The following is a 26,130-nucleotide window of genomic DNA, read 5'->3' on the forward strand; positions in this document are numbered from 1 at the left end:
GAGATCCACACGCTGGTGAACCCGATTCGGATCATTGGGGAAAACGGCAAGGTGAAGGCCGTGGAGTGCGTCCGCATGGAGCTGGGAGAGCCCGACGCCAGCGGGCGGCGCCGTCCGGTTCCCGTGGAAGGGTCCAACTTCGTGATGGAAGTGGACGCGGTGATTCCGGCCATCGGGCAGGAATCGGACTGGGCGTGTCTGACGCCGGAATGCGCGTGCACCCTGAGCGACTGGCGGACCCTGAAGGTGGATCCGGTGACGCTCCAATCGGATGATCCGGACATCTTCGCGGGCGGCGATGCGGTGACGGGCCCGCGCACGGTGATCGAGGCCATCGCGGCGGGAAAGGAAGCGGCCGTTTCCATCCAACGGTTCCTGCAGGGGCAGGATCTCCGGGAAGGACGGGAAAGAAAGTGGGAGCCGGTCCAAGATGTGCCCACGGAGGGCTACGACCGGATTCCCAGGGAGCGCATGCCGCGGCTTTCGCCCGAAGAGCGCCGGGGCAACTTCAACGAGGTGCAACTGGGCTTTACGGAAGAGCAGGTGCGCCGGGAAGCCGAAAGATGCCTCAACTGCGGGATCTGTTCCGAATGCTACCGGTGCGTGGACGCGTGTCTGGCCGATGCGGTGATCCACGAGGACACCCCCCGGGAGCGGGAACTGGAAGTGGGGGCGATCGTGCTGGCTCCCGGCTTTGAGGCCTTCGATCCCAGCATCTACGACACCTACAACTACGCCCAGCACCCCAACGTGATCACGTCCATGGAGTTCGAGCGGATCCTTTCGGCGTCCGGACCCACCATGGGCCATCTGGTGCGTCCGTCCGACGACAAGGAACCCAAGAAGATCGCATGGCTCCAGTGCGTGGGATCCCGAGACATCCACCACTGTGACAACGGGTATTGTTCCGGGGTGTGCTGCATGTACGCCGTCAAGGAGGCGGTGATCGCCAAGGAGCATGCGGGAAGCGACCTGGACACGGCCATCTTCTTCATGGACATGCGCACGCCGGGCAAAGATTTCGACAAGTACTACGAACGGGCCAAGACGGAAAAGGGCGTGCGGTTCATCCGCTCGCGGGTGCACAGCATCGAGCCCATTGCCGGCACAGACGATCTGGCCATCCAGTATGTGACCGAAGACGGTCAGATCACGGAGGAGATCTTCAACCTGGTGGTCCTGTCCGTAGGCCTCCAGGTTTCCGAAGACACCCTGAAACTGGCCCAGAAACTGGGCGTGGAAATCGGCGACGGCCGCTTTGCCGCCACCTCGCCTTTCCAGCCCGTACAGACGTCCAGAACGGGAATCTATGTGTGCGGGGTCTTCCAGAGCCCCAAGGACATCCCCCTGTCGGTCATGGAAGCGTCCGCGGCGGCGGCCGAATCGGCGGTGCTGCTGGCCCCGGCCCGAGACTCCCTCACCCGCAAGCCACCGGAACCCGTGGAAAGGGACGTGGCGGCCGAGGAGCCGCGGGTGGGCGTCTTTGTGTGCCACTGCGGGGTCAACATCGCCGGCGTGGTGGACGTGGAGGCGGTGGCCGACTACGCCCAGACCCTGCCCGGGGTGGCCCATGTGGAGCGCAATCTCTTCACCTGCTCCCAAGACACCCAGGACAAGATGAAGCAGGTCATCCAGGAGCACAATCTGAACCGGGTCGTGGTGGCGGCCTGTTCGCCCCGCACCCATGAGGCGCTCTTCCGGGAAACGATCAAGGAAGCGGGCCTCAACAAGTATCTTTTCGAGATGGCCAACATCCGCAACCAGGGATCCTGGGTGCACATGAACGAACCGGAAGCGGCCACGGAAAAGGCCAAGGACCTGGTGCGCATGGCCGTGGCCAAGGTGGCCCTCCAGCAGCCCCTGGGCGAGATGAAGTTGGGCGTGACCAAGTCCGCCCTGGTGGTGGGAGGCGGCATCGCCGGCATGACAGCGGCCCTCACCTTGGCAGACCAGGGCTACCCGGTGACCCTGGTGGAGCGAAAGGACGTGCTGGGCGGCCACGGGCGCAAGCTCTATTCCACCTGGGACGGCCAGCCGGTGGCGCCCTTCCTGGATGAACTCATCAAGCGTGTGGAAGGCCACCCGGAGATCTCGGTGCTTACCCATGCCAGGATCACGGACGTGCAGGGTTTTGTGGGCAACTTCCACACGACCCTGGACGTGGGCGGTGAGCGGAAGGAAGTGGATCACGGCGTGGCCGTTATCGCCGTGGGGGCCCATTCCCTCAAGCCCACCGAATACGGCTATGGCCAGAGTGACCGGATCTTTCTCAATCTGGATCTGGATCAGGCCATCGGGGAGCGCGACGAGCGCATCGTCTCGGCCCAGTCCGCCGTCTTCATCCAGTGCGTGGGATCCCGGGAACCGGATCGTCCCTACTGCAGCCGCGTATGCTGCAGCCATTCCATCGAAAACGCCCTGCGCCTTAAAAAGCTCAATCCCGACATGGACGTCTACATCCTCTATCGGGACATCCGCACCTTCGGACTGCGGGAAAACCTCTACAAGGAAGCCCGAGCCCGGGGCGTGGTCTTCATCCGCTTCGACCTGGAAAACAAGCCCGTGGTCGAGGTGGCCTCCGACGGCACCCTCCAGGTGACGGTGAAAGACCACGTGCTGCAACGGCCCGTGGTGCTCCAGCCCGATATCCTGACCCTCGCCAGCGCCATCGTCATGCGGGAAGCGGAAGCGGACGAGCTGGCCAAGATGTTCAAGGTACCAATCAATGCCGAAGGCTTCTTCATGGAGGCGCACGCCAAGCTGCGGCCGGTGGATTTCGCCACCGACGGCGTCTTCCTGGCGGGTCTGGCCCACTATCCCAAGCCCACGGAAGAGTGCATCGCCCAGGCCAAGGCGGCGGCCTCCCGGGCGGCCACGGTGCTTACCAAGGATTCCATCACCGCCGGCGGCGTGGTCGCTGTGGTGAACAAGGATCTTTGCTGCGGCTGTCAGGGCTGCGTGCAGTGCTGTCCCTTCGGGGCCATCGACTTCCTGGAACAGGAAGGCAAATGCGAGGTGAACCAGGCCCTTTGCAAGGGCTGCGGCACCTGCGCGGCCACCTGTCCTTCGGAGGCCATCACGTTGCTGGGCTTTTCGCACCTGCAGCTCTACACCCAGATCGATGAAGCCCTTTCGGCCTGATGCGATGAAATCGTAAATCGCTCCTGGTGCGTCGCGGCCATGGCCGCGACCACCAGGCGACGACCCATAACCGAAAAACGATAACCGATAACCCCAGGAGCACCCATGCAATCCCCATTCGAACCCAAGATCCTGGCCTTTTTGTGCAACTGGTGCAGCTACGCCGGTGCGGATCTGGCGGGCGTGAGCCGACTGCAGTACCCACCCAACATCCGGGTGATGCGCGTCATGTGTTCGGGGACCGTCTCGCCCCACCATGTGATCCACGCGTTTCAGCGCGGGGCGGACGGCGTCCTGGTGGCCGGCTGCCATATCGGCGACTGCCACTACATCAAGGGCAACTACATGACGCTCAAGCGCATGACCTTCGTGCAAGAGCTCATCCGGTTCGCCGGCTACAACCCGGAGCGGTTCCGGCTCGAATGGATCTCGTCGGCCGAAGGCGTGAAGTTCGCCGAGGTGGCGCGCGACTTTACGGAAAAGGTGCGCTCGCTCGGCCCGGCCCCACCCTTCGAGGCCAGCCCCCGCCTGGCCATGGGTATTTGACGGCGGCCTGCAGGAGCGCACTGGCCCACGATCGGCGAAACCCATACCATCAGACAGGATAGACCCCATGAAGACCAAGGTGCGACAATTGCTGGAAGACGGCCGGGTGGACGCTTTCCTGGCCTACAAAACGATCCACGGGGTGCCCTACCCGGCCCTTTTTACCCGGGAAAACGTGGACGAGCTGGAACCTTGGGCGCCCTTCAAGGCGCGTTATCCCGTGACCAAGATCCTCCTGGCCCAGGCCCGTCAGAACCCGGAAAAGACCTACGGCGTGCTGGTGCGCGGCTGCGAAGAGCGCTCCCTGAACGAGCTCTTCAAATGGAACCAGCTTGCTCGGGACAAGGTGGTAGTGCTGGGCCACGCCTGCACGGAGGATCTGGCGCTCTACTGTGAATGTCCCAAGCCCTACCCGGATCAGTTGGACTACGGGGAGGCGCCGGCCCCTGTCTCCAAGAGCCGCAGGCTGGAGGAGCTGGAGGCCATGCCGGAAAACGATCGCCTCCAGTGGTGGCTTTCCCATTTCAACCGCTGCATCCGCTGCCACGGCTGCCGGGACGTCTGCCCGGTCTGTTTTTGCACCGAATGCAGCCTGGAACACAAGGAACTCATCCCGGCCCAAAAGCTTCCGCCGGACACATCCTTTCACCTGGTGCGGGCCGTGCACATGGCGGGCCGCTGCATCGACTGCGGCCTGTGCGAAGAGATCTGCCCGGCCGGCATCCCGCTGCGCGCCCTCTACAAGCGCGTGAACCACCTGGTGGAAAACATCTTCCAATACAAGACGGGTGTGGCCGACGGCAAATCGCCCTTCACCATGCTGGGCGACGAATCCTTCCTTCCCGCAGGCCCCCGCTGAGTGGGAAACCACCCAGAAGGCCGGCCGAAAATGGCATCTCGGCCTTTCTGGGCCCTCTGACCAGCTGAAATTCCACCGTGTCCCACAGTGCCCTATGATCTCTCAGACAGCCCCGTAGGGGCGGGTTTAGAACCCGCCCCTACGGCTGAAAGCCCAGGCCGCTGGCCCTCGTTAAGACCACCATCGGTGACGCCTTTTCTTGAACTCCAGATCCAGGTGCCGCGGCGGCGCTGCGCTGCCCCCACCCTTCTCTTTTCAGAGCGTGTACCCCCACGGGGTATGAGACACTAAGTCATGGCAACCTTATGGTTTTTTATATGGTTGGATATTCCTTTCACCCCTATGACTAACCCCCATTTCGGACTTTAGGAAAAAAGAAGCCTATTGCATCTTTACGCTTCAAGTCATCTTCGGTTCCCGCCGATTACATACCAAGAAGTTGCCGGATCTAAGGCATGCCTCGGTCCCTGTAACCGAGTTGGCGAAGCTGTGACCTTTTCCCCCTGTCTTGGTTCAGACGGAATCGGGATTTTCCTCTGAATCTGTTGACTGCACAGCGGAAAGGAAGGAATCGAGATGGCACAAAGACGATGGAATGCCCCGCTGAACGAAGACAGAGAAAGGTTTCACGCCATTAGAACATGCGCTGCCCTCATAGCGTTCCTATGGATCGCCCACCTCACCTGGGCACCCAGTGCGGCAGGGGAAGACATCCTCAAGCCGGTAGCGGAGGAGATACGTTACGAAGCCACGCTTGCCGAAGATGCGCCCGTTGGTCGACCACTGCCCCTGGCCGCCACTTGGAACTCGGGGCTGCTTCCGGACACCTTTACTCCGGACTACCAGTTGGGGCTCGTCGAAGCCGGACACTACCTGCTTCCCACCTTTCAGCTACCGGGCCATGATAAAGCAACGAAGGAATATTTCGAGGCCGCCATCAAGAAAGCCGCATCCTTGAAATTGCCCTTCACGTTGGTAAGCACCCAGTGGGAAAGATTGCTGACCGATGATGACCGTTTTTTCAAGCTGCCCCCCGAAAAGAACCCCAACGTGGTCACCCCGCAGGGAGAGATTCTCCAGAAGGTCTCTCCCTTTGGCCCGGTGGAACCTTGGACCGAAGTGGGAAAGATCCGCGTTTCCGACCCGCTCCTTTCCCAGATCGCCCAGTGGTATCCGGATCCCCCGATGGTTCTTTTTTTGTCCAACAACGAACACGCAAAGCTCCGCTGGAACGAAGCGGAAAGTTCCAAGCGCTACCTGGACGCCTATGGAAAGGGCAAGAGCGATGAATTCAAGCGCAAGGTGGTGGGCGACGGCTGGATCGAGCGCTACCGGGCCCTGATTCAGGGAATGCGGGACAACCTCCCCGAATCTTGGAAAAAGACGAAAACCCTTTTCGAAGGCTACAATGCTTTCGGCTGCGACGCCTTCGGCCGCTGGGGTGGATGGATCGACTATTCCCTCTACATCCCGGGCCGTTTCGAACCTTGGCCCCTGGCCTGGGAGGGAGCTTCTCCCTCTTACTATCTATACGATTGGGACCCGTCCACCGATTTCACCGTGTGGAGCCCCCAGGTGCGTGCCATGAATTTCGTCTTCATGCTGGAAGAGGCGCGGGCCATGAATCCGCAACTCTGGTTTGAACTCTCCATCTGGGATGGGTACGAGCCCGATAAAGACACGGACAAACGAAAGTACTATGAGTCGTTGGGCCAGACCTTTTCACCGGAGCGCTACGGGGGGTACGCCCAGTTCGGCATGTGGCTCCTTCGACCCCGCGTGGTGAGGGAATTCCGCGGCTGGACGCAGAAGGTGGCCCAGGATACCGAACCCTACTTCCTATCGCTGCTGGAGGCCGTGGATCGAGTTCATAAGCACTCCGTATTGCGTCGCTTCTGGCGGCAGGGAGAGCTCGTGGCCAACGCGGCCCACGCGCACCCCTATCAGGCCAACATACCCGACGAGTACAAGTCCAAGAACCGCTGGTTTTTGCTGGATACCAACCTGGATCCCAAGTGGCCATGGTCCCTGGACACGGAAATTCCCGTCTTTTCCCTGGCCCTTGTGATCGGAGAAAAACCCAACCGCCAGTGGCTGGTATATGCCTTCTCACCCGTGAAGGCCCGTGAAAAGGTACAGGTAACCCTGCCCGACTACAAAGCCGTGACCCTTTCCGCATCACCCAAAGGGGACTTTTTCTGGGTCCGCGAAAAAGAAAACGACGTACAGAAGCTCGATGTGGACCAGTTCCCGCCCGCACCTCCACAAAACCTGCAACTCCAGCAGAGTGCACCATAATGAGGCACGGGTCGAACTTCTCCGCCCTTGAAAGTTGCGTCCGGTAGGTAAAATCCAGATGAACTCCGTGCCAGCCGAGCTCCACTCATCTTCCCAGGCCGCCCGTTGGGCCCCGTCCAACGCCCGGTTCTCTCTTGCATCCATGGGCATCGCCTGCGGGCTACTGGGCCTGGCGGCGGCACACCCTTTCGCCTTGACGGCGGTGATCGTGGGGCTTGCGGGCTATGCCTTACTGGGCTCCAAGCAGGCTGTCCAGGCCCTTTCCCTCATGGTGCTGATTAAGTACCTCAACCCCGCCCTTTGTGACTTTCCCCCCCTCTCGGGGATTCTCTTTTGGGGTATGACCTATGCGGCGTGCCTGAGCTTTCTGATCCGCCTAAAGCCCGCGAACCTCCTGGCCGCCGTTCCGGTTGCTTACTTTTATTTGGTGGTGCTCACCCTTTCTTTCTGGAGCAGTCAGCCTCTCATTTCGATCCTCAAGGCCACCTCCTTTTGTGGCGTGGTGGCGTGCCTTCTGATCGGTTACCAAGGCATGGACCAAAAGGACACGGAAGGATTGGGTCGCTGGTTTTTCAGCCTGGCGGCTGCGCTCTTCGTTGCATCCCTTCCGACGCTTCCGTTCGCGGATATCGCCTTCCATCGGAACGGGAAGAGCTTCCAGGGGATTTTGAACCACCCCCAGGCATTCGGGATCTTCTGGCCTCCTTTCATCCTGTGGTTTGCCTTTGATTGGCTTTTTCAACCTTCGGAGCGCTCCCGAAATGTGGAAACACTCTTCCTGGCCGGCATGCTGGCGATGGTCATTGCATCCCGGGCTCGCACCGGGATGGCAGCCATCTTGTTGGGATCTTGCGCCACGCTGGTTCTTCTTTTTTGTTCCAAGAACTTGCGGCGACGAACAGTCCTCAAGAGGGGACTCGCCGCGGCTTTGGCCATGGGAATTTGCGTCGTCGCGGCCGTGGCCGCGATCCCTTCCGTGCAGGAGGGCGTAAAAGCTTACCTTTACAAGGGCGAGGACGCACGTTCGGTCAAAGAAGCCTTCCACCAGTCACGCGGCCGCATCATCGGCCGGCAGTGGAAAAATTTTCTCAAGAGCCCCTGGACGGGAAACGGTTTCGGAGTCTATGCGGAAGGCTTTTTCCCGAGCGGTGTCAAGACCTTTGCCGGCATCCCCATTTCCGCCTCGGTGGAAAAAGGCGTGACTCCCACGGCGGTTTTGGAAGAAATCGGTGTCATCGGCACCGTGGCCCTTCTCGTCTTCCTTATCTTTCTCACGAAGCCCCTCCTTTCGCCGGGATGCGCCCCATGGGTGGCCATGTTCATGGGATGCCTCGCGGTCAACTTCGGCGAAGCGATCTTCTTTTCCCTGGGCGGCAACGGTCTCTTCTACTGGCTCCTCATGGGCTGGTGCCGGGCAGCGGCGCGAATGGCAGGCCGAGAACCCCACTGGAGCACCTTCTGAATCCAATACCCATCGAGCAAGCAAAACAATCGCAATCCCGTCTTCAGCAGATGAAAGCCGCCCTCCTTCGCAGACTCCCAGGGCTCGCTGCGGAAACAAGCTTTTCGGAGATCCTTACTGGGTCTGTATGGGCCATGAGCGCCCGCGTCCTGGCTACGGCTCTCGCCATGACGACCAGCATCATCACCGCCAGATTTTATGGTGCTGAAATCATGGGAATTGTAGCCACCATCAATGCCTTCCTAGGGCTGGCCACAACCTTTACCCTCATGGGGACCAGCACATCCATCCTGAGGTTAATCCCGGAACACATGGCAAAATACTCGCCAGGCTCTGCCCACAGAATCTACAGGAAGGTCCTTTTTCTCATAGCCGGCACCGGACTGATTGCCGGTGTGATCCTTTTTGTCGCCTCCCCCTTCATTGCAGGACGAATCTATTCTAAACCTCAATTTATGTCTTTTTTCGCTGCTGCCTCCGTTTTTGTGGTGTTCATGTCCCTAGGGAATTTGAACACACAATCTGTCCGAAGTCTCAAGCTTGTCCGCACATTCGCATTCATGCAACTTCTCTCCCCTTTATGCAGACTTCTAGTATTGCTTCTATTGACTTCGTTTTGGTTTAGACCTATCAATCCAGTTTGCGCATTGTTTTCCTCACTTGTAATAACGGCTGTTGCTGGCACCCTTATTGTGGAAACGACATTTCGGCGCAAAATAGGAATTCATGATAAAATTCACGATATACCGGTGAGGGTCATTGCCTCCCTGTCTTTGCCCATGCTGATGACTTCAGCAATGGGGTTGCTCATAGGCCAGGCAAGTGTCATCGTCTTGGGAATGTTCAGGCCTGTTGCGGAAGTGGGGTATTATGATGTTGCCGTCAAGATGTCAACTCTTACGACATTTCTATTGCAGGCAGTTAATGTGATAGCGGCACCTAAGTTTTCCGAACTTTACTATGCCGGTCGTATTGACGATCTTTTTCGCGCAGCACATGTATCTGCAAAACTTATCTTTTGGAGCACCATTCCAATATTGCTTACGTTGGTGGCAATAGGCAACCCCCTACTTTCCTTGCTTTACGGTCGGCAATTCACAGCTTCTTACACTCCTATGCTGCTCCTACTTTTCGGCCAATTCGTCAATGCTGCCTCAGGGTCTACGGGTTATTTCATGAACATGATCGGCCATGAAAAGGCACTTAGAAACATCATGCTGGTTGCTGGCTTAACAAATGTATTCACCAACGTGCTAGTGGTTCCCCATTACGGCGTTGTAGGAGCTGCCTTAGCCTGCAGCATCTCACTCATATTTTGGAATAGCTGCTGCTTATTATTTGTAAAAATTAAATACAATCACTTCATAGGTTATTTGCCCTTTCTTCGATCCTCGCCAAGGCAATGAATCCATCACCTTGAGCTGCCGATGGAGTAGAAAGTCATGAAAAAGCCCAATTTTTTCATTATCGGTGCGCCGAAATGTGGGACGACGTCACTATACAATTGGCTAAGAACTCACCCACAAGTGTTCTTGTCTATTCCCAAGGAACCTCATTTCTTCAATACCGACGTTGGATTTAACTTCTACACTGATCTTAAGGCCTATGAAGGTCTTTTTTTCGAAGCAAACTCACAACACCTGGCAGTGGGCGAGGCATCAACCTCATATCTTTGGTCAGGAGTCGCTGTGCCTTCGATACTTAAGTATTCTCCGGGCGCGCGTTTTATTGTCATGCTGAGAAAACCCCAGGAAATGGCTGTTTCACTTTATGCGCAAGAATGTGGTGGAGCAGAGGACCAGCCATCATTCGAAGCAGCTTGGCGGTTACAGACAAAGCGCGCACAGGGGTACTCTCTCCCAGCTTTTTGCCCCGCACCTGATCTTTATCAATATGGTGACCGTTGCCGCATCGGGTCGCAATTAAAACGCCTGTTCGAACATGTTTCACAAGATCGCGTTCTAGTTGTTTTTCTTGAGAACCTCAGGCGAGATCCTCGCGGTGAGTATGACCGGGTTCTTCAGTTTCTTGGACTCTCACGCGTTTATCCAGCAGGCTTCTCAGCAGCGAACACCCGCAGACACATCCGATCATTCAGGCTTAAGAAGGTCCTGAATGCCCTAGGACATCTGAAATCAAATTTAGGCATCAAAAAGTCCACCGGGCTCTTGGCACCATTTTATCGGCTTAACACAGCAGCAAAAAGTAAACAGATGCTTCCACCACCACTCAGGAGAGAGCTTGACGCATATTTTGAACCTGAGATACGGATTGTTCGAGACCTTTTGGGCCGTGTACCTTCAGAATGGCTGGACTGATTTTGACATGCACGCTGTATTGAAACTATTAGTCGTCTCGCGTTTTTGGCCCACGAAATCAAATACAATAACAGGAATTTTTGTTGTGCAGCAAGCCAAGGCTTTGGAGAGACAAGGTTGGGAGCTTACTGTTATCCGCCCAGCTCCGGCATTTAAAAGGAGCAGCAAATCCATTGATCCTCGCTTACTCGGACTTAGCCCATCCACACGATTCATAGAGGTCCCATTCCTGAGTCTTCCACCCTCTCGTCTTCACTGCTCTGCATTGGCTTTCAACTGGAAGAGTTGTGGCTATTTCGTTCGGAGGACGGTCCGCCAGCTCGCAAAGAGAAACCATTATCATGGTATCCTGTGCCACGGTTTAACGAACCCAATCTGGACGGATCTCATCCGAGCCCCCTCTGCGATTGTCGTCCATGGTATCGATCCTCTTTATCAGCTCATATGTCATAAGTCTACATGGCAAAAACGCCTCCGAGTTGCATGGTCCACTTTTGATTGGGTTTTGCTTGTTGGTCGGGCATTGCAACAATACGCAAGACAGCTCTCGGTTCCACCCGAAAAAATAAAAATCATTCATAATGGCACAGATATCCCTACGGACGATGGGGGCCTCAGTCCGCAGCGGCCTCTTACTAAAAGACGTGTCGTCCTCAGTGTTAGCAACTTAATACCTATCAAAGGAATTGATTTAAACTTGCGCGCTTTGGCCGAAATCCTTCAAGAACATCCCCAGATTGATTGGGAGTATCGTATAGTTGGTGACGGTCCTGAAAAACCGCGACTGCAAGAGCTCGCCACACATCTCAAGATTCAAGACCGCGTCGTCTTTCTTGGACGTTTACCATATTCGGATACAATGTCACAAATGCAGCAGTGCGATGTGTTTAGTCTCCCGAGTTGGGGCGAGGCTTTTGGAATTGTCTATCTAGAGGCTATGGCCCGGGGACGGCCAGTGATAGGCTGTCTTGGCTGGGGAGCGCAGGAAATAGTTCGACACGGCAAAGAGGGCTTACTAGTCGAGCCGGGGGATGTAAATTCACTTAAGCAGGCAATACTCAAACTCCTGTCGGACCCAGATTATGCAGGTTGTTTAGGAAGGGCAGCTCGTCTTAGAAGCTTCGCGTTTAGCTGGGAGGCTAATGCCCGATGCATTCTAAGTCTTTTTCGTGATAAACAACCCCCCTAAGAGGTGGGTTGCCCTTCCAATAAAGTGGACACATGATAGGTTACGATCCAAAGCTGCGGGAGGTGTCCATGAGTGGGAATAGCTTACCGAAACGTTGGTCCGCTAAGCGTAAGCAAGAGGTGCTCTCTTGCCCTATGCGATGCGCAGTCATAAGAGGACCGTCGGGCTTTCGAGCAATGGGATCCTTGTACCCGAGCCGTAGGGGCCATTAGAAACGGCCCTTCTTAAAAAAGGTGTCCATCAATTCGGGGGCTTTACAGAGGACAGGAAAATCTTAAGCCTTTCTAGAATACGATCAAAATCAAATATCAACTACAATAAAAGAGATTTGGCCTTGTTTAGATACATTCAGATTTACTACTTGAACCAACTTTATCGCCTTTCGCCCAGAAACCAGATTCTAATTCAATTTGTAACCGAAGCCACATATCTTTCTGCATAACTTCATGCTCCAGTTATTTTTCTGGCAAAACACCCCATCCATACACCAGGCTCCGCTGATTCGACACGTGGCGAGGCTGTGGCCAGGCGATATCTTCGTCGTTGCAGAAGAAGATGTATCTCCATCTCGTTTGGCGCAAGGATGGAAGGTGCCGGACTTTTCTCCCGCCAAACTCATAGTGTCTCCGAGCCCTGAGATGCGCCGAGAGCTGCTAAAGCGTTCGGCAAGCGACAGTGTTCACATCTTTTCCGGCTTTCACGCGTACCCGAAAACGTATCAATCCTTTCGGCAGGCACTGCGATATGGCCGCTGTACTGGGGTCTTTGCAGAAGCCGGGCGAACAGGTGGCCTCCAAGGCGTCTTGCGTCGGGTTCGCTACCGCGCCCACGCCTTGAGGTGGGGACGAAGGCTCGATTTTTTGCTCGCCACCGGTGAATTGGGCGTCCGCTTTTACCGATCGTGCGGATTTCCCTCTTCTAAAATATATCACTTCGGTTACTTCGTTGACCCTGTGGGCGACTCGGAACAATACAGCAGCCAACTGGGTGGTACTGAGACGGAAGGGACAACCTTCAATCTCCTTTTTGTCGGACGGCTTATAGAGTGCAAGGGTGTAGATATTCTTTTGAAGGCCCTTTCACAACTCACCGGCCAGCCATGGAGGCTGAATATCGTCGGGGAGGGACCGAAAGGCGAAGGACTCCGAGCAGAGGCCAATCGCCTGAAAATTTTGAAACACATACACTGGTTGGGGACCCTTCCCAATCACGGAGTACGCCACTTGATGTCCCAGGCCGATTGTCTGGTGCTTCCGGGCCGCTACGACGGATGGGGGGCCGTGGTGAATGAAGCGCTTCTCGCCGGGACTCCGGTCGTCGTGAGCGATGCCTGCGGAAGCAGTGATTTGATCGCCGCACCGTGGCTCGGCCAGGTCTTTCGTTCCGAAAGTTCAGACGACTTATTGCGGGCCTTGATGGATCGCATGAAACGAGGCCCCGTCGGGCGGCAGAAACGGTTAAGAATTCGCCGCTGGGCCGAAGAGTGCATTTCCCCGCAGAGGGCTGCCCAATATCTTATGGACATCATTCGTTTCGTACAAGAGAAAAGAAGCATAGATCGGCCTGTCCGCCCGTGGGGGACAGGGCTGATAAAATCGGATGCGCCCAATGATACCTCCTTTCGAGACTGAGATAGCCTTGACACACCATATAGCGAAAGCCCATCGACCGTGAAAATAGATAATAGAACACATCAGCGAAAGGTTACCGATTGTGGACAAATCGGACAAAGAATAAAAATTCTTACCTTGGTCCGACATTATCTCCCTGGGTACAAATCCGGTGGCCCGGTACGAACCATCGCCAACATGGTGGATCACCTTGGTTCCGAATTCGACTTTCTTATCGTCACCTCCGATCGCGATGCGACAGATTCCTATCCGTATCCCAACATCTCGGTCAACGCCTGGAATTCGGTAGGAAAAGCCAATGTCTGTTACGTCCCGCCACAAAGACGGACTCTTAGATTCCTGGCACAACTTATGCGCGAAACTCCACACGATATATTGTACCTCAACAGTTTCTTCGATCCTGTCTTCACACTGCAGCCGCTATTGGCAAGAAGGCTGGGGTTGATTCCGAACCGCCCCACACTCATTGCGCCGCGAGGGGAATTTTCTCAAGGAGCATTGGCTCTGAAAAGATGGAAGAAAAAGCCCTACCTGTCGATCGCCAAAAAGCTTGGTTTGTACCGGCATCTTTTCTGGCAAGCTTCCAGCAGATACGAAGCCGAGGACATCCGATGCAGCATGGGGCGGGCCGTATCCGCGCGAAAGATCCACATAGCCCCGAATTTACCCTCCATCTGCTGTTTTCAAAAAGATCATGCTAGAAGTCGAACGCAACAGAACTACCTCCGGGTGGTTTTCCTTTCCAGGATTACCCCCATGAAAAACCTTGATTTTGCGATGAAAGTGTTGCCACGAGTGTCGGTACCCGTGAAGTTTGACATTTACGGTCCTATAAGAGATCAAACTTACTGGGAACAATGTCAAAAAATAACAGCAATGATGCCTGAGCATGTATCGGTTAGATATCATGGCGCCATAACGAATGACCGGGTCCTAACGACACTTTCGGAATACGACCTATTTTTTCTTCCCACGGCAGGAGAGAACTATGGACACGCCATATTGGAAGCAATGATGGCTGGGTTACCCGTCCTGATCAGCGACCAAACTCCCTGGCGCAACCTTGAAACTCAAGGGCTAGGTTGGGACCTCTCTCTTGATGAGCCGGAGAGATTTGTCAGGGCAATTGAGCAGGAAGCCCAATTGCCTCCCGATCAACGGCTTATGCGCAAACGGCGAATAAAAAAGCAGGCTGCCAACTACGTAATGAACTCGGAAGCTGTCAACCAAAACCGTATAATGTTTCTTGAGATCTCACGCTCAGCAACATAAATCTATAGTAAACATTAAATACCAGCCTTCGTAAGATCTGAAATTGGCTTTAATTAAATACGACACAAGAGTCACACTTATAGAAGTTCAGGCAAACGTCCAACGGACTTCAAATTAAACTGGGACAACATGAGGGCCACTTTTCGGAGGCTGCCATTACTATATGCCCCAGCGTTAGTGAAACCAAGCATGAAGCAAGTCCTACAACATTTAAAGACAGGAGAAACATTGCTAGCGGACGTATCGGTTCCGGCCGTGGGGGCGGGTAAGCTCCTCCTCAGGACCCGCGTTTCTCTCATCTCGGCCGGAACCGAACGGATGCTGGTGGATTTCGGGCGGGCCGGCTGGATCGCCAAGGCCCGCCAGCAGCCGGAAAAGGTCCGGCAGGTGCTGGATAAGATCCGAACCGACGGGCTGCTGCCCACCGTAGAGGCGGTTCGGAGCAAGCTCGATCAGCCTCTGCCCCTGGGCTACTGCAACGTGGGCCGCGTGGTGGAAGTGGGCCCCTGAGTCGAGGGTTTCCAGGTGGGCGACCGGGTGGTGTCCAACGGACCCCATGCGGAGGTGGTTTCCGTTCCCAAGAACCTTTGTGCCCGGATACCCGACGGTGTGTCGGACGAGGCCGCCGTCTTCACCGTGCTGGGGGCCATCGCTTTGCAAGGAATCCGGCTCCTGGAACCCACCCTGGGGGAATGCTTCGTGGTCACCGGCCTGGGGCTCATCGGGCAACTGGCGGTCCAGATCCTCCAGGCCCACGGCTGCCGCGTTCTGGGCCTGGACGTGGACCCGGCCCGATGCCGTTTGGCCGAAGGCTTCGGGGCCGCCGCCTTCCACCTCGCCCCCGGAAGCGATCCCGTGGCGGAGGCCCTTCGTTTCAGCCGACAGCGAGGGGTGGACGGCGTGCTCGTGACGGCCGCGACGCGGAGCAGTGAACCCATCGCCCAGGCGGCTCACATGTGCCGAAAGCGCGGTCGGATCGTCCTGACCGGGGTCACCGGCCTGGAACTCAACCGGTCGGACTTCTACGAAAAGGAACTGAGCTTCCGCGTGTCTTGTTCTTACGGGCCGGGCCGTTATGATCCCCACTACGAAGAAAAGGGCCACGACTACCCGGTGGGCTACGTGCGCTGGACGGAACAGCGAAACTTCGAGGCGGTCCTGGACCTCATGGCGGCGGGAAAACTGGACGTGGAGCCGCTCATCACGCACCGGTTTCCCTTCCATGAAGCCACGCGGGCCTACGATCTCTTGGCCGAAAACCGCGAGCCTTACCTGGGAGTCCTGCTGGAATATTCCTCGGCTGCGGCCCCCCGGGAAGCGGGTGCCCAGGTGGAGAAAACCGCCACCAGGGTCCGGACAGAACGCGGTCCGGGCCCGGAGGCGTCCCGGCTTTCACGCACGGTGTTTCTAAAAGAAAGCGGACAGGAGCGCCCCTCCGCTGCTGAAGAGGCGGTGGTGGGCTTTATCGGAGCCGGGGCGTTTGCATCGCGCATCCTGGCGCCGGCCGTGGCGGCCGCTGGAGCGCGGCTCAAGGCCATCTCCTCGGCTTCCGGCGTCTCCGGTACCCACCTGGGGAAAAAACTGGGCTTTCAGCAAAGCACCACCGAAAATGAGGTCCTTTTCGGCGATCCGGAAATCACCACCGTCTTCATCACCACCCGCCACAACACCCACGGCCCCCTGGTGCTCAAGGCCCTGAAGGCCGGAAAACACGTCTTCGTGGAAAAGCCTCTTTGCCTTACGGAAAAGGAGCTGGACGCCATCGGGGAAGAGCTGCAATCGAGGCCGGATCCCAAGCCGCTCCTGATGGTGGGCTTCAACCGGCGCTTTGCGCCCCATATCCAAAAGATGAGGACGCTCCTTCAAGGGACGAAGGGACCCAAGGCCTTCGTCATGACCGTCAACGCGGGCGCCATCCCCCCTGATCACTGGATCCAGGATCCGGAGATCGGAGGCGGGCGGATCCTCGGTGAAGTGTGTCACTTTGTGGACCTGGTCCGTTTCCTGGCGGGATGCCCCATCCGCGAACATTGGGTCTCGGCCCTCAAAAGCCCGACACACGACACCTTGAGCCTGCAACTGGCCTTCCAGGACGGTTCCATCGGAACGATCCACTACCTTTCCAACGGCCATCGCCGGTTTCCCAAGGAACGGCTGGAAGTCTTCGCCCAGGGCCGGGTGCTGCAGCTGGATAACTTCCGTAAACTTCGCGGGTTCGGCTGGCCCGGGTTCAAGAAGATGAACCTGTGGCGCCAGGACAAGGGCCATCAAGCCGAAGCGGCCGCCTTCATCCAAGCGGTTCGCTCAGGCGGGCCCAGTCCCATCGCCTTCCACGAAATCGAAGAAGTCATGCGGGTGTGCCTGGCGGCCGACCGTCACGTGCGAAGCGGTTCCAGGGCCTGAGACTGCCATGCGTCCCACGATTCATCATCTGGGCCGAACGGTCCGCACCCTGGCACACTATCGCCCGGAACAGATCCTCTACAAGACCTGGTTTCTTCTGAGGGCCCGCTATCCGGGAATCGTAGGGCCCTGCGTCCCAAAGGTTCCCAACCGACCCGCCTGGAATCCACTGCCCCGGGTCGTGCCGTTTCCTCCCAACCCCCACGTCCAATGGTCCGGTCTGTGCCAAGGCCGATTCACCTTTTTGAACCGGACACGGGTCCTGGGACACCCCGTCCGGTGGCGCCCGGAAGACGTGGACCGGCTGTGGGTTTACAATTTGCACTATTTCGACTTCCTGGCGCCTGTCGCCCGCCAGAGCGTCGCGGAAGCCCGGCGCCTCATGGAGCACTGGATCGCCTGCAACCCGCCGGGAACCCCCGACGCCTGGGATCCCTACCCGCTGTCCCTGAGGATAGTCAACTGGATCAAGGCTCTTTCCGAAACAACCTCTCTCGGCCGTGACGACGGAACGGTCCTTCCATCGCTCTATCGCCAATGCCTCTGGCTGGAACGCAGCCTGGAAAAGCACCTGCGCGCCAATCACTTGTTTCGTAACTTCAAGGCCCTGGTGTTCGCGGGCCTTTTTTTTCACACCCGCGACGCCCAGCGATGGCTGGAAAAGGGCATGGAAGGACTGGATGAGCAGCTTTCCGAACAGATCCTCGACGACGGTGGCCATTTCGAACGGAGCCCCATGTATCACGCCATGATCCTGGGCGACTGCCTGGATCTGCTCAACGCCTTGCAAGCCGCCCCGATGGTTTCCGCCAGGCAGGGCGCTGCCCGCCGGGAGCGCCTCACCACTACCGTTGCCGCCATGGGACGCTTTCTTTCCGCCATGACCCATCCCGACGGGGGGGTGGCGCTCTTCAATGACGCAGCCCACGGAGTGGAACCCGACCCGGCGGACCTGGAAACCTACGCGCGGCGCCTTACGGGTCGGGCATTCCCGCCCGTGCAAACGCCCGTGGCGGCCTTTGGCCAATCGGGCTACTTCGTCATGGCCCCCCAGCCCGGGGAGCGGCTTTTGGTGGACTGCGGCCGGGTGGGACCGGATTACCAGCCCGGCCACAGCCACTGCGACACGTTGAGTTTCGAGCTGTCCCTGGGCGGAAGACGCCTCATCGTGGATTCGGGAACCTACGCATACCGAGACGGGCCCATGCGCCGGTACAACCGCGGCAACGCCGGGCACAACACCGTCACCATCGACGGAGAAAATCAATCCCAGGTCTGGGGCGCCCATCGTTGCGGCCGCCGGGCCAAACCCCTCTACGCACGGGCCTGGTCCGGCGAAGACGGCGCACTGGTCTTCGAAGGGGCCCACGACGGATACCGCCACCTGCAAGGCGCTCCCATCCATCACCGCCGCGTCGTGTGGCACCGGGGCGAAATACGGATTGAGGACCGCGTGGAAGGACGCGGTCAGCACCACGTGGAATCCCGGTTGCACATCCACCCGGACTTGGAGGTCCACAGGGACGGGCCGGCGATTGTCGTGAAGGAAGCCGGCAGAAGGATCGCCGTCTTGGTGTCTTTGTGTCCTGCTCCCGTCCACGTGGAACAAGGGTGGTATTGCCCCGAATTCGGGCTGAGGCTGGAATGCCCTGTGGTGGTGACTCGCTGGAAGGGGCGGTTGCCCTACGACGGCGGGTGGATCATAAGGAAAAGATGAACCACAAAGACACCAAGACACTAAGAATGCTTTTGATTTTTTTCCTTGGTGACTTTGTGTCTTAGTGGTTCCCAATACCTTCGTGATTCCACAGCCCATCGTAAGGAAGGGATGAACCACAAAGACACCAAGACACTAAGAATGCTCTTGCTTATTTCCCTTGGTGACTTTGTGTCTTAGTGGTTCCCAATCCCATGGAAAAGATACCCTCAGCCACAAATGACATCGCCCGAGAGGTTGTGGATGCGGCTTTCAAGGTCCATTCGGCCCTCGGCCCGGGACTCCTGGAGAGCGTCTACGAGATCTGCCTGGCCCATGAACTGGAAAAGAGAGGCCTGAACGTGGAAAGACAGGTCCCGGTTCCCGTGATTTACGACCATATCCACATCGACGCCGGCTTCCGGTTGGACATGCTGGTGCAGGACCGTGTGGTGGTGGAGCTGAAGGCGGTGGAAAAGATCCTTCCCGTCCACAAGGCACAACTGCTGAGCTACCTGAAACTCACAGGGCACAGGCTCGGCTTGCTCATCAACTTCCATGTGGCGCTGATCAAAAACGGGATCATCCGGATGGTTTTGTAAACAAACCACAAAGACACCAAGACACTAAGAATACTTTTACTTTTTTCCTTGGTGCCTTTGTGCCTTGGGGGTTCAGACACATGCACATTCTCTTTCTATCCCACTACTTTCCGCCCGAAGTGAACGCGCCCGCATCGCGCACCTACGAACACGCCCGCCGCTGGGTGGCGGCCGGCCATCGGGTCACGGTGCTCACCTGCGTGCCCAACCACCCCAACGGCGTGCCCTATCCCGGCTACCGGAACCGACCCTGGCAGTGGGAGGAACGCGACGGCGTGCGCATCCTGCGCGTAGGAACCTATCTCGGTCCCAACAAGGGCTTTTGGAGACGCACGGCCAACTACCTGTCCTACCTCTTTTCGGCCGTTCTCTTCTGCCCTCTGGTACGGGACGTGGACGTGGTCGTCTCCACCTCTCCCCAATTCTTCTGCGGCATGGCGGGCTTTTTCGTGGCCCGCCTGAAGCGGCTCCCCTGGGTCCTGGAAATCCGCGACCTGTGGCCGGAATCCATCATCGCCGTGGGGGCCCTGACCCATCGGCGCATCATCGGGCTTTTGGAAGCCGTGGAATCTTTCCTCTACCGCAAGGCGGATCACATCGTCTCGGTGACCCATTCTTTCACAACGCACCTAAAAGAGCGGGGAGCCAGGCCGGATCGGATCACCGTCATCACCAATGGCGCCGATCTGGCGCGTTATCAACCCATGGAGAAAGAAAACGGTGTGCGCTCCAGCCTGAAACTGCACGGTAAGTTCGTGGCTTCCTATATCGGCACCCACGGTATGGCGCACGGCCTGGACGTCATTCTGGACGCCGCTCGCCTCATCAGGCAAAGAAAGGACATGGTCTTCCTCCTCGTCGGGGACGGTGCGGAAAGAGAGCGCCTCCTGGCACGAAAGGAAGAGGAAGGGCTGGACAATGTGATCATGCTCGGCCAGCAACCCAAGGAAACCATGCCGCAGTTTCTGGCGGCATCGGATGTATGCCTGGTGCTGCTCAAAAAGAAGGATCTTTTCCGCTCGGTCATTCCGTCCAAGATCTTCGAGGCCATGGCCATGGAACGGCCCGTTGTCCTGGGGGTGGAAGGCGAAAGCCGTCGCATCGTGGAATCGGCCGGATGCGGGGTGGCGATCGAGCCGGAAAGTGCCGAGGAGCTCACCGGCTGCCTCCTGCGCCTGGCGGCGGAACCGGAAACGGGGCAACAGATGGGCCGGCGCGGAAGGCGGAGCGTGAAGCGCCAATACAACCGTGACGTACAGGCCCGGTGCTACTTGGAAACCCTGGCCAAGACCATTCAAAGGAGCCAGCAAGGCACAAAGGCACAAAGACCCGGATCTTCTGTGTGACTTCGTGTGCTTGTGGCCAACGAGGTAAAGTCATGAACGTTTGCGTCATCGCCGGGGCGCGGCCCAATTTCATGAAGGCTGCTCCCATCCTTCGGGCGGCGCGAGCATACCCCCAGGCGCGATGCCGCCTGGTCCACACGGGCCAGCACTACGATTACCAGATGTCCGAGGCCTTCTTTCGGGACCTGGAAATCCCCCGGCCCGACCATTTCCTCCAGGCCGGCTCCGGCAGCCACGCCGAGCAGACGGCCCGGATCATGACCGCCTTCGAGCAGGTCTGCCAACGGGACCGGCCGGACCTGGTGCTGGTGGTGGGCGATGTCAATTCCACCCTGGCGTGCAGCATCACGGCCAAGAAACTGGGGATCGCCGTGGCCCACGTGGAAGCGGGCTTGAGGAGCTTCGATCTCACCATGCCCGAAGAGATCAACCGCCTGGTGACCGACTCCATCACCGATTACTTCTTTTGCACCGAACAAAGCGCGGTGGAAAACCTCAGGCGGGAAGGAAAACCCCAGGAACGGATCTTCTTTGTGGGGCATGTCATGATCGACAACCTCTTCCACCAGCTGAAACAGCTCCAAAACGGCGGCGCCCGGAGCCTTAAGACAGCGCCTCTCAAGGCCCAACTGGGCACCTACAACTTCCTCACCCTGCACCGGCCCGCCAATGTGGACGATCCCAACCGGCTGCGGGAACTGGCCGCCACGCTGAACGAAATCGCCCAGGACCGGCCCATCCTCTTTCCGGTGCATCCGCGGACCCAAAAGATGCTGGAACGGTACCACATCCGCTTCTCCCACCGCGTGCACCTCCTGCCTCCCCTGGGCTTTCGCGAAGCCCTCTACCTGTGGAAGGACGCCCGGGTGGTGCTCACCGACAGCGGCGGCCTGCAGGAAGAGACCACGGCGCTCGGGGTGCCGTGCGTGACCCTTCGCGAAAACACGGAACGCCCGGTGACGATCCAGATCGGAAGCAACGTCCTGGGGGGCGTCACCCGGCAAAGCATCCTGGACGCCTACACCCGACAAAGGGACCGGGAAAGAAAAGCCTTTTCCGTGCCGCCCCTGTGGGACGGAAAAGCGGCGGAACGGATCTGGAAAGCGCTCGAGAAGGTCGGGCATCAACTCATCCGTTAGCCCGGGACCTTGGGGCGGGACAGTTTTCGGTTTTCGGGCATCGGGTATCCGTTATTTGCGGGGCCGGGTAGGTTGGTCGGAAGCCGAAGAGCGCTCCCGTTTACGGCCATGAAACGCCCTTGATCTGAAACATTTGAACCGAAAACCGCCAACTGAACACCAAAAAACCCGGAAACCATGACGCACCAACGACGCCCTTTCCTTTTTTTGGCGGTGGCACTCTGTGCGACGCTTCTCCTCTTTCGCCAAGCCCTGATTTACATGGTGGGGCGCTGGGGCGGGGCGGACTACACCCACTGCGCCCTCATGCCGGTGGTGATCGCCTACCTGGTCTGGGAGCGGCGAAAGGCCTTCGCGGCCCAGCCTGCCGCCGTCTCGGCGTGGGGGCTGGGCCCGCTGGCGGTCGGTTTGGGCCTCTACTGGCTGGGGGAACTGGCCGGGGAGTACTTCACCCTTTACACGGGCTTTTTCTTCACTCTGGTGGGGCTTGTCTGGATCCACCTGGGGGGGGCCCGCCTCCGGGCCCTCGCCTTTCCGGTGGCGCTCATCCCCACCATGTTTCCCCTTCCCAGCTTCCTCAACAACAAGCTCACCTTCCAGCTTCAGCTGGTCTCCTCGGCCCTGGGGGTGCGCATGCTGCAAGGAATCGGGGTGCCGGCCTTGCGCGAAGGAAACGTGATCGACCTGGGCTTTACCCAGCTGCAGGTGGTGGAAGCCTGCAGCGGCCTTCGATACGTCCTGCCGCTGCTCATCCTGGGCATCCTGCTGGCCTCCTTTCTCAGGGGCCCCTTCTGGAAAAGGACGGTTCTGGCGCTCACCACGCTCCCCCTGGCCGTGGTCCTGAACGCCCTTCGCATCGCCGCCACGGGCGTCCTCTATCCATGGCTGGGAGCCCGCGCGGCGGAAGGCTTCTTCCACGACTTCTCCGGCTGGCTCGTCTTCATGAGCGCCCTGGGCATCCTCCTGGCCGAGATGGCCCTTTTGAACCGGATAGGGAAACGCCCTGCAGCGGAAAAGGCGGGATCCAAGGGCGCGTCTTCCACTTCGCCCACGGCCGGCGACGCCGCCTGGGCCTGGGCCCCGCCGGTCACGGCCCTCGTTTTGCTCGCCTCCAGCCTCGTTATTTCCCACAGCGTGGACTTTCGACGCCCGATCCCCCTGGGACGGAGCCTCGTTTCTTTTCCACAACGCCTGGGCCCCTGGCAGGGCACCCGGTCCTTTCTGGACGCCAAGACCCTGGAGGCACTGGACCTGAGCGACTACGCCGCGTTCACCTACCGGCGCCGCGCGGGCGAACCGGCGGTGGACTTCTATGTGGCCTACTACGCCTCCCAAGCCAAAGGCGAATCCATTCACTCCCCGGAAACCTGCCTGCCGGGATCGGGCTGGGCCGTGGATGACACCGCCCGGGTGACCCTGCGCTTTCGCAACAGCCCGCTTCGAATCCTGCCCGCCCAGCGCATGGTTCTTCGCAAATTCGGCGAAACCCTGGTGGGCTACTTCTGGTTCGACCTGGCGGGGCGCGTGGCCGTCAACGCCTACCAGATCAAGCTCTACAACTTCCTCAACGCCCTCACCCAAAGGCGCACGGACGGCGCCCTGGTGCGGGTGCTCACCCCCGTGGGCCCCTCGGAAACCCAGGCGGCGGCGGAACGACGACTCCAGGACTTCCTGACCCGAGCCCTGCCCGTCCTGGACCGGTATCTGGGTAAGAAAACAACCCATCCCGGCGAGGTCCCCCGTCCATGACCTACCTTTACCAACTGGTGGCCGCCGCACTGCTCACCGCCGGCCTCGTGCCCGTCTTCATGCACCTGGCCCCCCGCTGGGGGCTCCTGGACCGGCCCGGCGGACGCCACATTCACCGCAAGCCCGTTCCCAGAACGGGCGGGATCGCCATGGCCCTGGGCATCGGCCTCACCTTGGCCTTTCTCGCGCCCCAAGGCGCCCTGGTCCGGGGTGTGCTGGCGGGCATGGCCGTGCTGCTCATCTTCGGCGTCGCCGACGACCGCCTGGAACTGGACTACCGCATCAAGCTTGGCGGTCAGGCGGCGGCCGTGGCCCTGTTTCTGGCCCTTTCCGGCCTGAGTCTGGGAAACCTGGGAGAAATCCTTCCGGGATGCACGGTGGGCTGCAAGGCCCTGGACCTTCCCCTCACCGCCTTCTTCCTGCTGGCGGTCATCAATTCGGTGAACCTCTCCGACGGCCTGGACGGGCTGGCTTCCGGCCTGTCTCTCCTGGTGCTGGCTTCCGTGGTCATCACGGGCATCGCCCGGGGCCACCTGACCCCGCTGCCGCTGGCCATGTGCACCGCCGGGGCCGTTATCGGCTTTCTGCGCTACAATTCCCACCCGGCGGTGGTCTTCATGGGGGACGCGGGAAGCCAGATCCTGGGATTCTTGCTGGGCGCCACCCTGCTCACCTTCCACCGGGGCCAATCGCCGTCCAACCCGGCCGTGATCCTCTTCTTTTTGGGCGTTCCGGCCCTGGACACCCTGACGGTCATGATCCGCCGGATCCTGGAAGGCCGCTCGCCCTTCCACGCGGACAGAAACCACGTGCACCACATGCTGCTCCAAAAGGGCCTCCAGCACCACCAAGCCGTGATCGCCATCTACGGATTGCAGCTGAGCTTCATCGCCGTCGGCCTCCTGGTGCAGCCGCTTCCCGCCTACGTAGGCGCCGGCCTCTACTTGCTGGCGGCCCTGTCCTTTCCCCTGGTCTTTTTCGGCTTTCAAAGGCTCCCCTTCGATGCCCTGCTGCGCCAGGTCAACCGGCGGATCCTGCTGCCCATGGCATCCTCCGCCGCGGGGCCCGTCACCCGGGCCCGGCACGCCCTGGGGCGCCTGGTCCGCCTGGGCATGGGAGTCTGCCTGGGCGCCTTCCTGGTGGCCTGTCCGCTGTGGGTGCGCCCCATTCCCCACCAGATCGGGGTCACGGCGGCTGTCTTTGCCGCCTTGGCCCTGCTGGTTCGGATCCTTCGCCCTTCCGCACTGGAAATCTTCGTCAAGCTGGGCGCCTACTTCTGCGCCCTCTATTACGTGATCTCCCTGGAATTCGCCTTTCAGGTCCCCCTGTGGGGCACCGAATACGTGGGTCTCTACCACCGCCTCTTCCAGGTCATGACCCTCTTCACCCTGGCCCACAGGGTTTTGGCCGACGGGAGCGCGCGCCGGATCACCCTGGACTATCTCATGGCCGGCGTGGTGCTCCTGCTCTTCTTTCTCCCTCCAAGCTTCCTGAACACCTACCGGGTCCACACCATCGGCTGGAACTTGCTGATCTACTTCCTCTGCCTGGAAACGATCTGGAACAACCCGGCACGCCAGGAAGACATGGTGGCCGCCCCGGTGGTGGGATCCCTGGCCCTGACGGCCGTGCTGGCGTTCTGGCCGTGGATTTTGTGATAAGGTTTTTGTCTCTCGCTTTTGGGGTATGGATGGTGCGACCAGGCATCGGCATAAGCGGGCGGCGCGTCACGACGGACCCTGGACGACCTCACGGTTTACGATGTCACGACTTCACGACACAGGAGGTGGGCACATGACAAGGCGTAGGATGGTGGGACTGTGGATGCTTCTCACGGCCGTGGCCCTGTGGGCCGCATGCACTCCGGCTGGAGCCCAGGAGTCGGCGCCTGCCGGCGATTACCTCATCGCCCCGGGTGACACCCTGGAAATCTCCGTCTACGGCGAACCGGACCTGGTCCGGGAACTGGTGGTGAGGCCCGACGGCAAGGTCTCCTTCCCCCTGGTGGGCGACATGGAGGTGGCCGGAAAGACCACCGCGCAGGTCAAGGAGATGGTGGAACGCCAGGTGCGGCCCTTCATCCCGTCGGCCAACGCCACGGCCATCGTGACCCAGTTGGGAAGCCTGCAGTTTTACGTGATCGGCCGGGTCAACAAGCCGGGCATGTTCAATGTGTCCAAGCCCCTGAGCGTCCTGGAGGCCCTGGCCCTGGCCGGAGGGACCACGCCCTTTGCCAAGGAGGACCGCATTCTCATCATCCGCGGCACCGGCAAAAACACCACCAAGATCCGCTTCAACCTGAAGGACATCAAGGAGGGCAAGCACCTGGGACAAAACATCGTTCTGGAGCGCCAGGACGTGGTGGTGGTGCCGTGAATGGTTCCGGGTTGTCGCCGCTCAGCTACGGGGCCTTCGGCGCCCCAACAACCGATGGCCGAAAAGAGAGACCCCCCCGTCACCCCCAACCAACGGACTCTGC

The 26,130-nt window shown here is 59.0% G+C and carries 17 protein-coding genes and 1 pseudogene; all 18 read left to right on the forward strand.

Features of this window, described 5'->3' with window-relative positions; translation table 11 throughout:
* Positions 1-144: 144 nt before the first annotated feature.
* The 18 genes and pseudogenes from B9A12_RS13540 to B9A12_RS13625 all read left to right on the forward strand — a co-directional run bounded on the left by B9A12_RS13540 (position 145) and on the right by B9A12_RS13625 (position 26,027).
* Positions 145-3,141, forward strand: a complete 2,997-nt coding sequence (locus B9A12_RS13540; RefSeq protein WP_084058704.1) for an FAD-dependent oxidoreductase — start codon at positions 145-147, stop codon at positions 3,139-3,141.
* 105 nt (positions 3,142-3,246) lie between these two features.
* Positions 3,247-3,687: a hydrogenase iron-sulfur subunit gene (locus B9A12_RS13545; RefSeq protein WP_084058646.1), complete on the forward strand. Its 441-nt coding sequence runs from the start codon at positions 3,247-3,249 to the stop codon at positions 3,685-3,687.
* Between the two features lie 67 nt (positions 3,688-3,754).
* Positions 3,755-4,546, forward strand: a complete 792-nt coding sequence (locus tag B9A12_RS13550) for a 4Fe-4S dicluster domain-containing protein (RefSeq protein ID WP_084058647.1) — start codon at positions 3,755-3,757, stop codon at positions 4,544-4,546.
* A 576-nt stretch (positions 4,547-5,122) separates the two neighbouring features.
* Positions 5,123-6,844 (forward strand): hypothetical protein, encoded by a 1,722-nt coding sequence (locus tag B9A12_RS13555; protein ID WP_084058648.1) that lies wholly within the window; start codon positions 5,123-5,125, stop codon positions 6,842-6,844.
* Between the two features lie 58 nt (positions 6,845-6,902).
* Positions 6,903-8,306: an O-antigen ligase family protein gene (locus B9A12_RS13560; RefSeq protein ID WP_084058649.1), complete on the forward strand. Its 1,404-nt coding sequence runs from the start codon at positions 6,903-6,905 to the stop codon at positions 8,304-8,306.
* A gap of 50 nt (positions 8,307-8,356) precedes the next feature.
* Positions 8,357-9,712: a flippase gene (locus B9A12_RS13565; protein ID WP_084058650.1), complete on the forward strand. Its 1,356-nt coding sequence runs from the start codon at positions 8,357-8,359 to the stop codon at positions 9,710-9,712.
* 36 nt (positions 9,713-9,748) lie between these two features.
* The gene (locus B9A12_RS13570) at positions 9,749-10,624 is read left to right on the forward strand and encodes a sulfotransferase family protein (RefSeq protein ID WP_084058651.1); all 876 of its coding nucleotides are present in this window, start codon (positions 9,749-9,751) and stop codon (positions 10,622-10,624) included.
* Positions 10,548-11,813, forward strand: a complete 1,266-nt coding sequence (locus B9A12_RS13575) for a glycosyltransferase (protein ID WP_139796639.1) — start codon at positions 10,548-10,550, stop codon at positions 11,811-11,813. Before B9A12_RS13570 ends, B9A12_RS13575 begins: the two co-directional genes overlap by 77 nt.
* A gap of 446 nt (positions 11,814-12,259) precedes the next feature.
* The gene (locus B9A12_RS13580; protein ID WP_084058653.1) at positions 12,260-13,444 is read left to right on the forward strand and encodes a glycosyltransferase family 4 protein; all 1,185 of its coding nucleotides are present in this window, start codon (positions 12,260-12,262) and stop codon (positions 13,442-13,444) included.
* Between the two features lie 177 nt (positions 13,445-13,621).
* Positions 13,622-14,716: a glycosyltransferase gene (locus tag B9A12_RS13585; RefSeq protein WP_139796640.1), complete on the forward strand. Its 1,095-nt coding sequence runs from the start codon at positions 13,622-13,624 to the stop codon at positions 14,714-14,716.
* Between the two features lie 189 nt (positions 14,717-14,905).
* Positions 14,906-17,119: pseudogene (locus B9A12_RS13590) on the forward strand (bi-domain-containing oxidoreductase).
* Positions 17,120-17,126: 7 nt separating this feature from the next.
* The gene (locus tag B9A12_RS13595; RefSeq protein WP_084058655.1) at positions 17,127-18,836 is read left to right on the forward strand and encodes a heparinase II/III family protein; all 1,710 of its coding nucleotides are present in this window, start codon (positions 17,127-17,129) and stop codon (positions 18,834-18,836) included.
* Between the two features lie 194 nt (positions 18,837-19,030).
* Positions 19,031-19,417 carry a GxxExxY protein gene (locus tag B9A12_RS13600; protein ID WP_084058656.1) on the forward strand — a complete coding sequence of 129 codons (387 nt, stop codon included), beginning with the start codon at positions 19,031-19,033 and terminating at the stop codon, positions 19,415-19,417.
* An 80-nt stretch (positions 19,418-19,497) separates the two neighbouring features.
* Positions 19,498-20,763, forward strand: coding sequence for a glycosyltransferase family 4 protein (locus B9A12_RS13605; RefSeq protein WP_084058657.1), 1,266 nt, complete (start codon positions 19,498-19,500; stop codon positions 20,761-20,763).
* 32 nt (positions 20,764-20,795) lie between these two features.
* Positions 20,796-21,902, forward strand: a complete 1,107-nt coding sequence (gene wecB, locus B9A12_RS13610) for a non-hydrolyzing UDP-N-acetylglucosamine 2-epimerase (RefSeq protein ID WP_084058658.1) — start codon at positions 20,796-20,798, stop codon at positions 21,900-21,902.
* A gap of 177 nt (positions 21,903-22,079) precedes the next feature.
* A complete protein-coding gene (gene xrtD / locus B9A12_RS13615; RefSeq protein ID WP_084058659.1) occupies positions 22,080-23,651 on the forward strand; it encodes a VPLPA-CTERM-specific exosortase XrtD in 1,572 nt (523 codons plus the stop codon).
* Positions 23,648-25,309 (forward strand): glycosyltransferase family 4 protein, encoded by a 1,662-nt coding sequence (locus B9A12_RS13620; protein WP_084058660.1) that lies wholly within the window; start codon positions 23,648-23,650, stop codon positions 25,307-25,309. Before xrtD ends, B9A12_RS13620 begins: the two co-directional genes overlap by 4 nt.
* A 136-nt stretch (positions 25,310-25,445) precedes the next feature.
* A complete protein-coding gene (locus B9A12_RS13625; protein ID WP_170920613.1) occupies positions 25,446-26,027 on the forward strand; it encodes a polysaccharide biosynthesis/export family protein in 582 nt (193 codons plus the stop codon).
* Positions 26,028-26,130: the final 103 nt, after the last annotated feature.

This window comes from Desulfacinum hydrothermale DSM 13146 (genome assembly GCF_900176285.1).
GTDB lineage: Bacteria > Desulfobacterota > Syntrophobacteria > Syntrophobacterales > DSM-9756 > Desulfacinum > Desulfacinum hydrothermale.

Excerpts from the sequence above, each read along its gene's own strand:
- B9A12_RS13540 (WP_084058704.1), top strand. The coding sequence starts at position 145 with ATGGAAGTGGACGCGGTGATTCCGGCCATCGGGCAGGAATCGGACTGG.
- B9A12_RS13545 (WP_084058646.1), top strand. The coding sequence starts at position 3,247 with ATGCAATCCCCATTCGAACCCAAGATCCTGGCCTTTTTGTGCAACTGG.
- B9A12_RS13550 (WP_084058647.1), top strand. The coding sequence starts at position 3,755 with ATGAAGACCAAGGTGCGACAATTGCTGGAAGACGGCCGGGTGGACGCT.
- B9A12_RS13555 (WP_084058648.1), top strand. The coding sequence starts at position 5,123 with ATGGCACAAAGACGATGGAATGCCCCGCTGAACGAAGACAGAGAAAGG.
- B9A12_RS13560 (WP_084058649.1), top strand. The coding sequence starts at position 6,903 with ATGAACTCCGTGCCAGCCGAGCTCCACTCATCTTCCCAGGCCGCCCGT.
- B9A12_RS13565 (WP_084058650.1), top strand. The coding sequence starts at position 8,357 with ATGAAAGCCGCCCTCCTTCGCAGACTCCCAGGGCTCGCTGCGGAAACA.
- B9A12_RS13570 (WP_084058651.1), top strand. The coding sequence starts at position 9,749 with ATGAAAAAGCCCAATTTTTTCATTATCGGTGCGCCGAAATGTGGGACG.
- B9A12_RS13580 (WP_084058653.1), top strand. The coding sequence starts at position 12,260 with ATGCTCCAGTTATTTTTCTGGCAAAACACCCCATCCATACACCAGGCT.
- B9A12_RS13585 (WP_139796640.1), top strand. The coding sequence starts at position 13,622 with ATGGTGGATCACCTTGGTTCCGAATTCGACTTTCTTATCGTCACCTCC.
- B9A12_RS13595 (WP_084058655.1), top strand. The coding sequence starts at position 17,127 with ATGCGTCCCACGATTCATCATCTGGGCCGAACGGTCCGCACCCTGGCA.
- B9A12_RS13600 (WP_084058656.1), top strand. The coding sequence starts at position 19,031 with ATGGAAAAGATACCCTCAGCCACAAATGACATCGCCCGAGAGGTTGTG.
- B9A12_RS13605 (WP_084058657.1), top strand. The coding sequence starts at position 19,498 with ATGCACATTCTCTTTCTATCCCACTACTTTCCGCCCGAAGTGAACGCG.
- wecB (WP_084058658.1), top strand. The coding sequence starts at position 20,796 with ATGAACGTTTGCGTCATCGCCGGGGCGCGGCCCAATTTCATGAAGGCT.
- xrtD (WP_084058659.1), top strand. The coding sequence starts at position 22,080 with ATGACGCACCAACGACGCCCTTTCCTTTTTTTGGCGGTGGCACTCTGT.
- B9A12_RS13620 (WP_084058660.1), top strand. The coding sequence starts at position 23,648 with ATGACCTACCTTTACCAACTGGTGGCCGCCGCACTGCTCACCGCCGGC.
- B9A12_RS13625 (WP_170920613.1), top strand. The coding sequence starts at position 25,446 with ATGACAAGGCGTAGGATGGTGGGACTGTGGATGCTTCTCACGGCCGTG.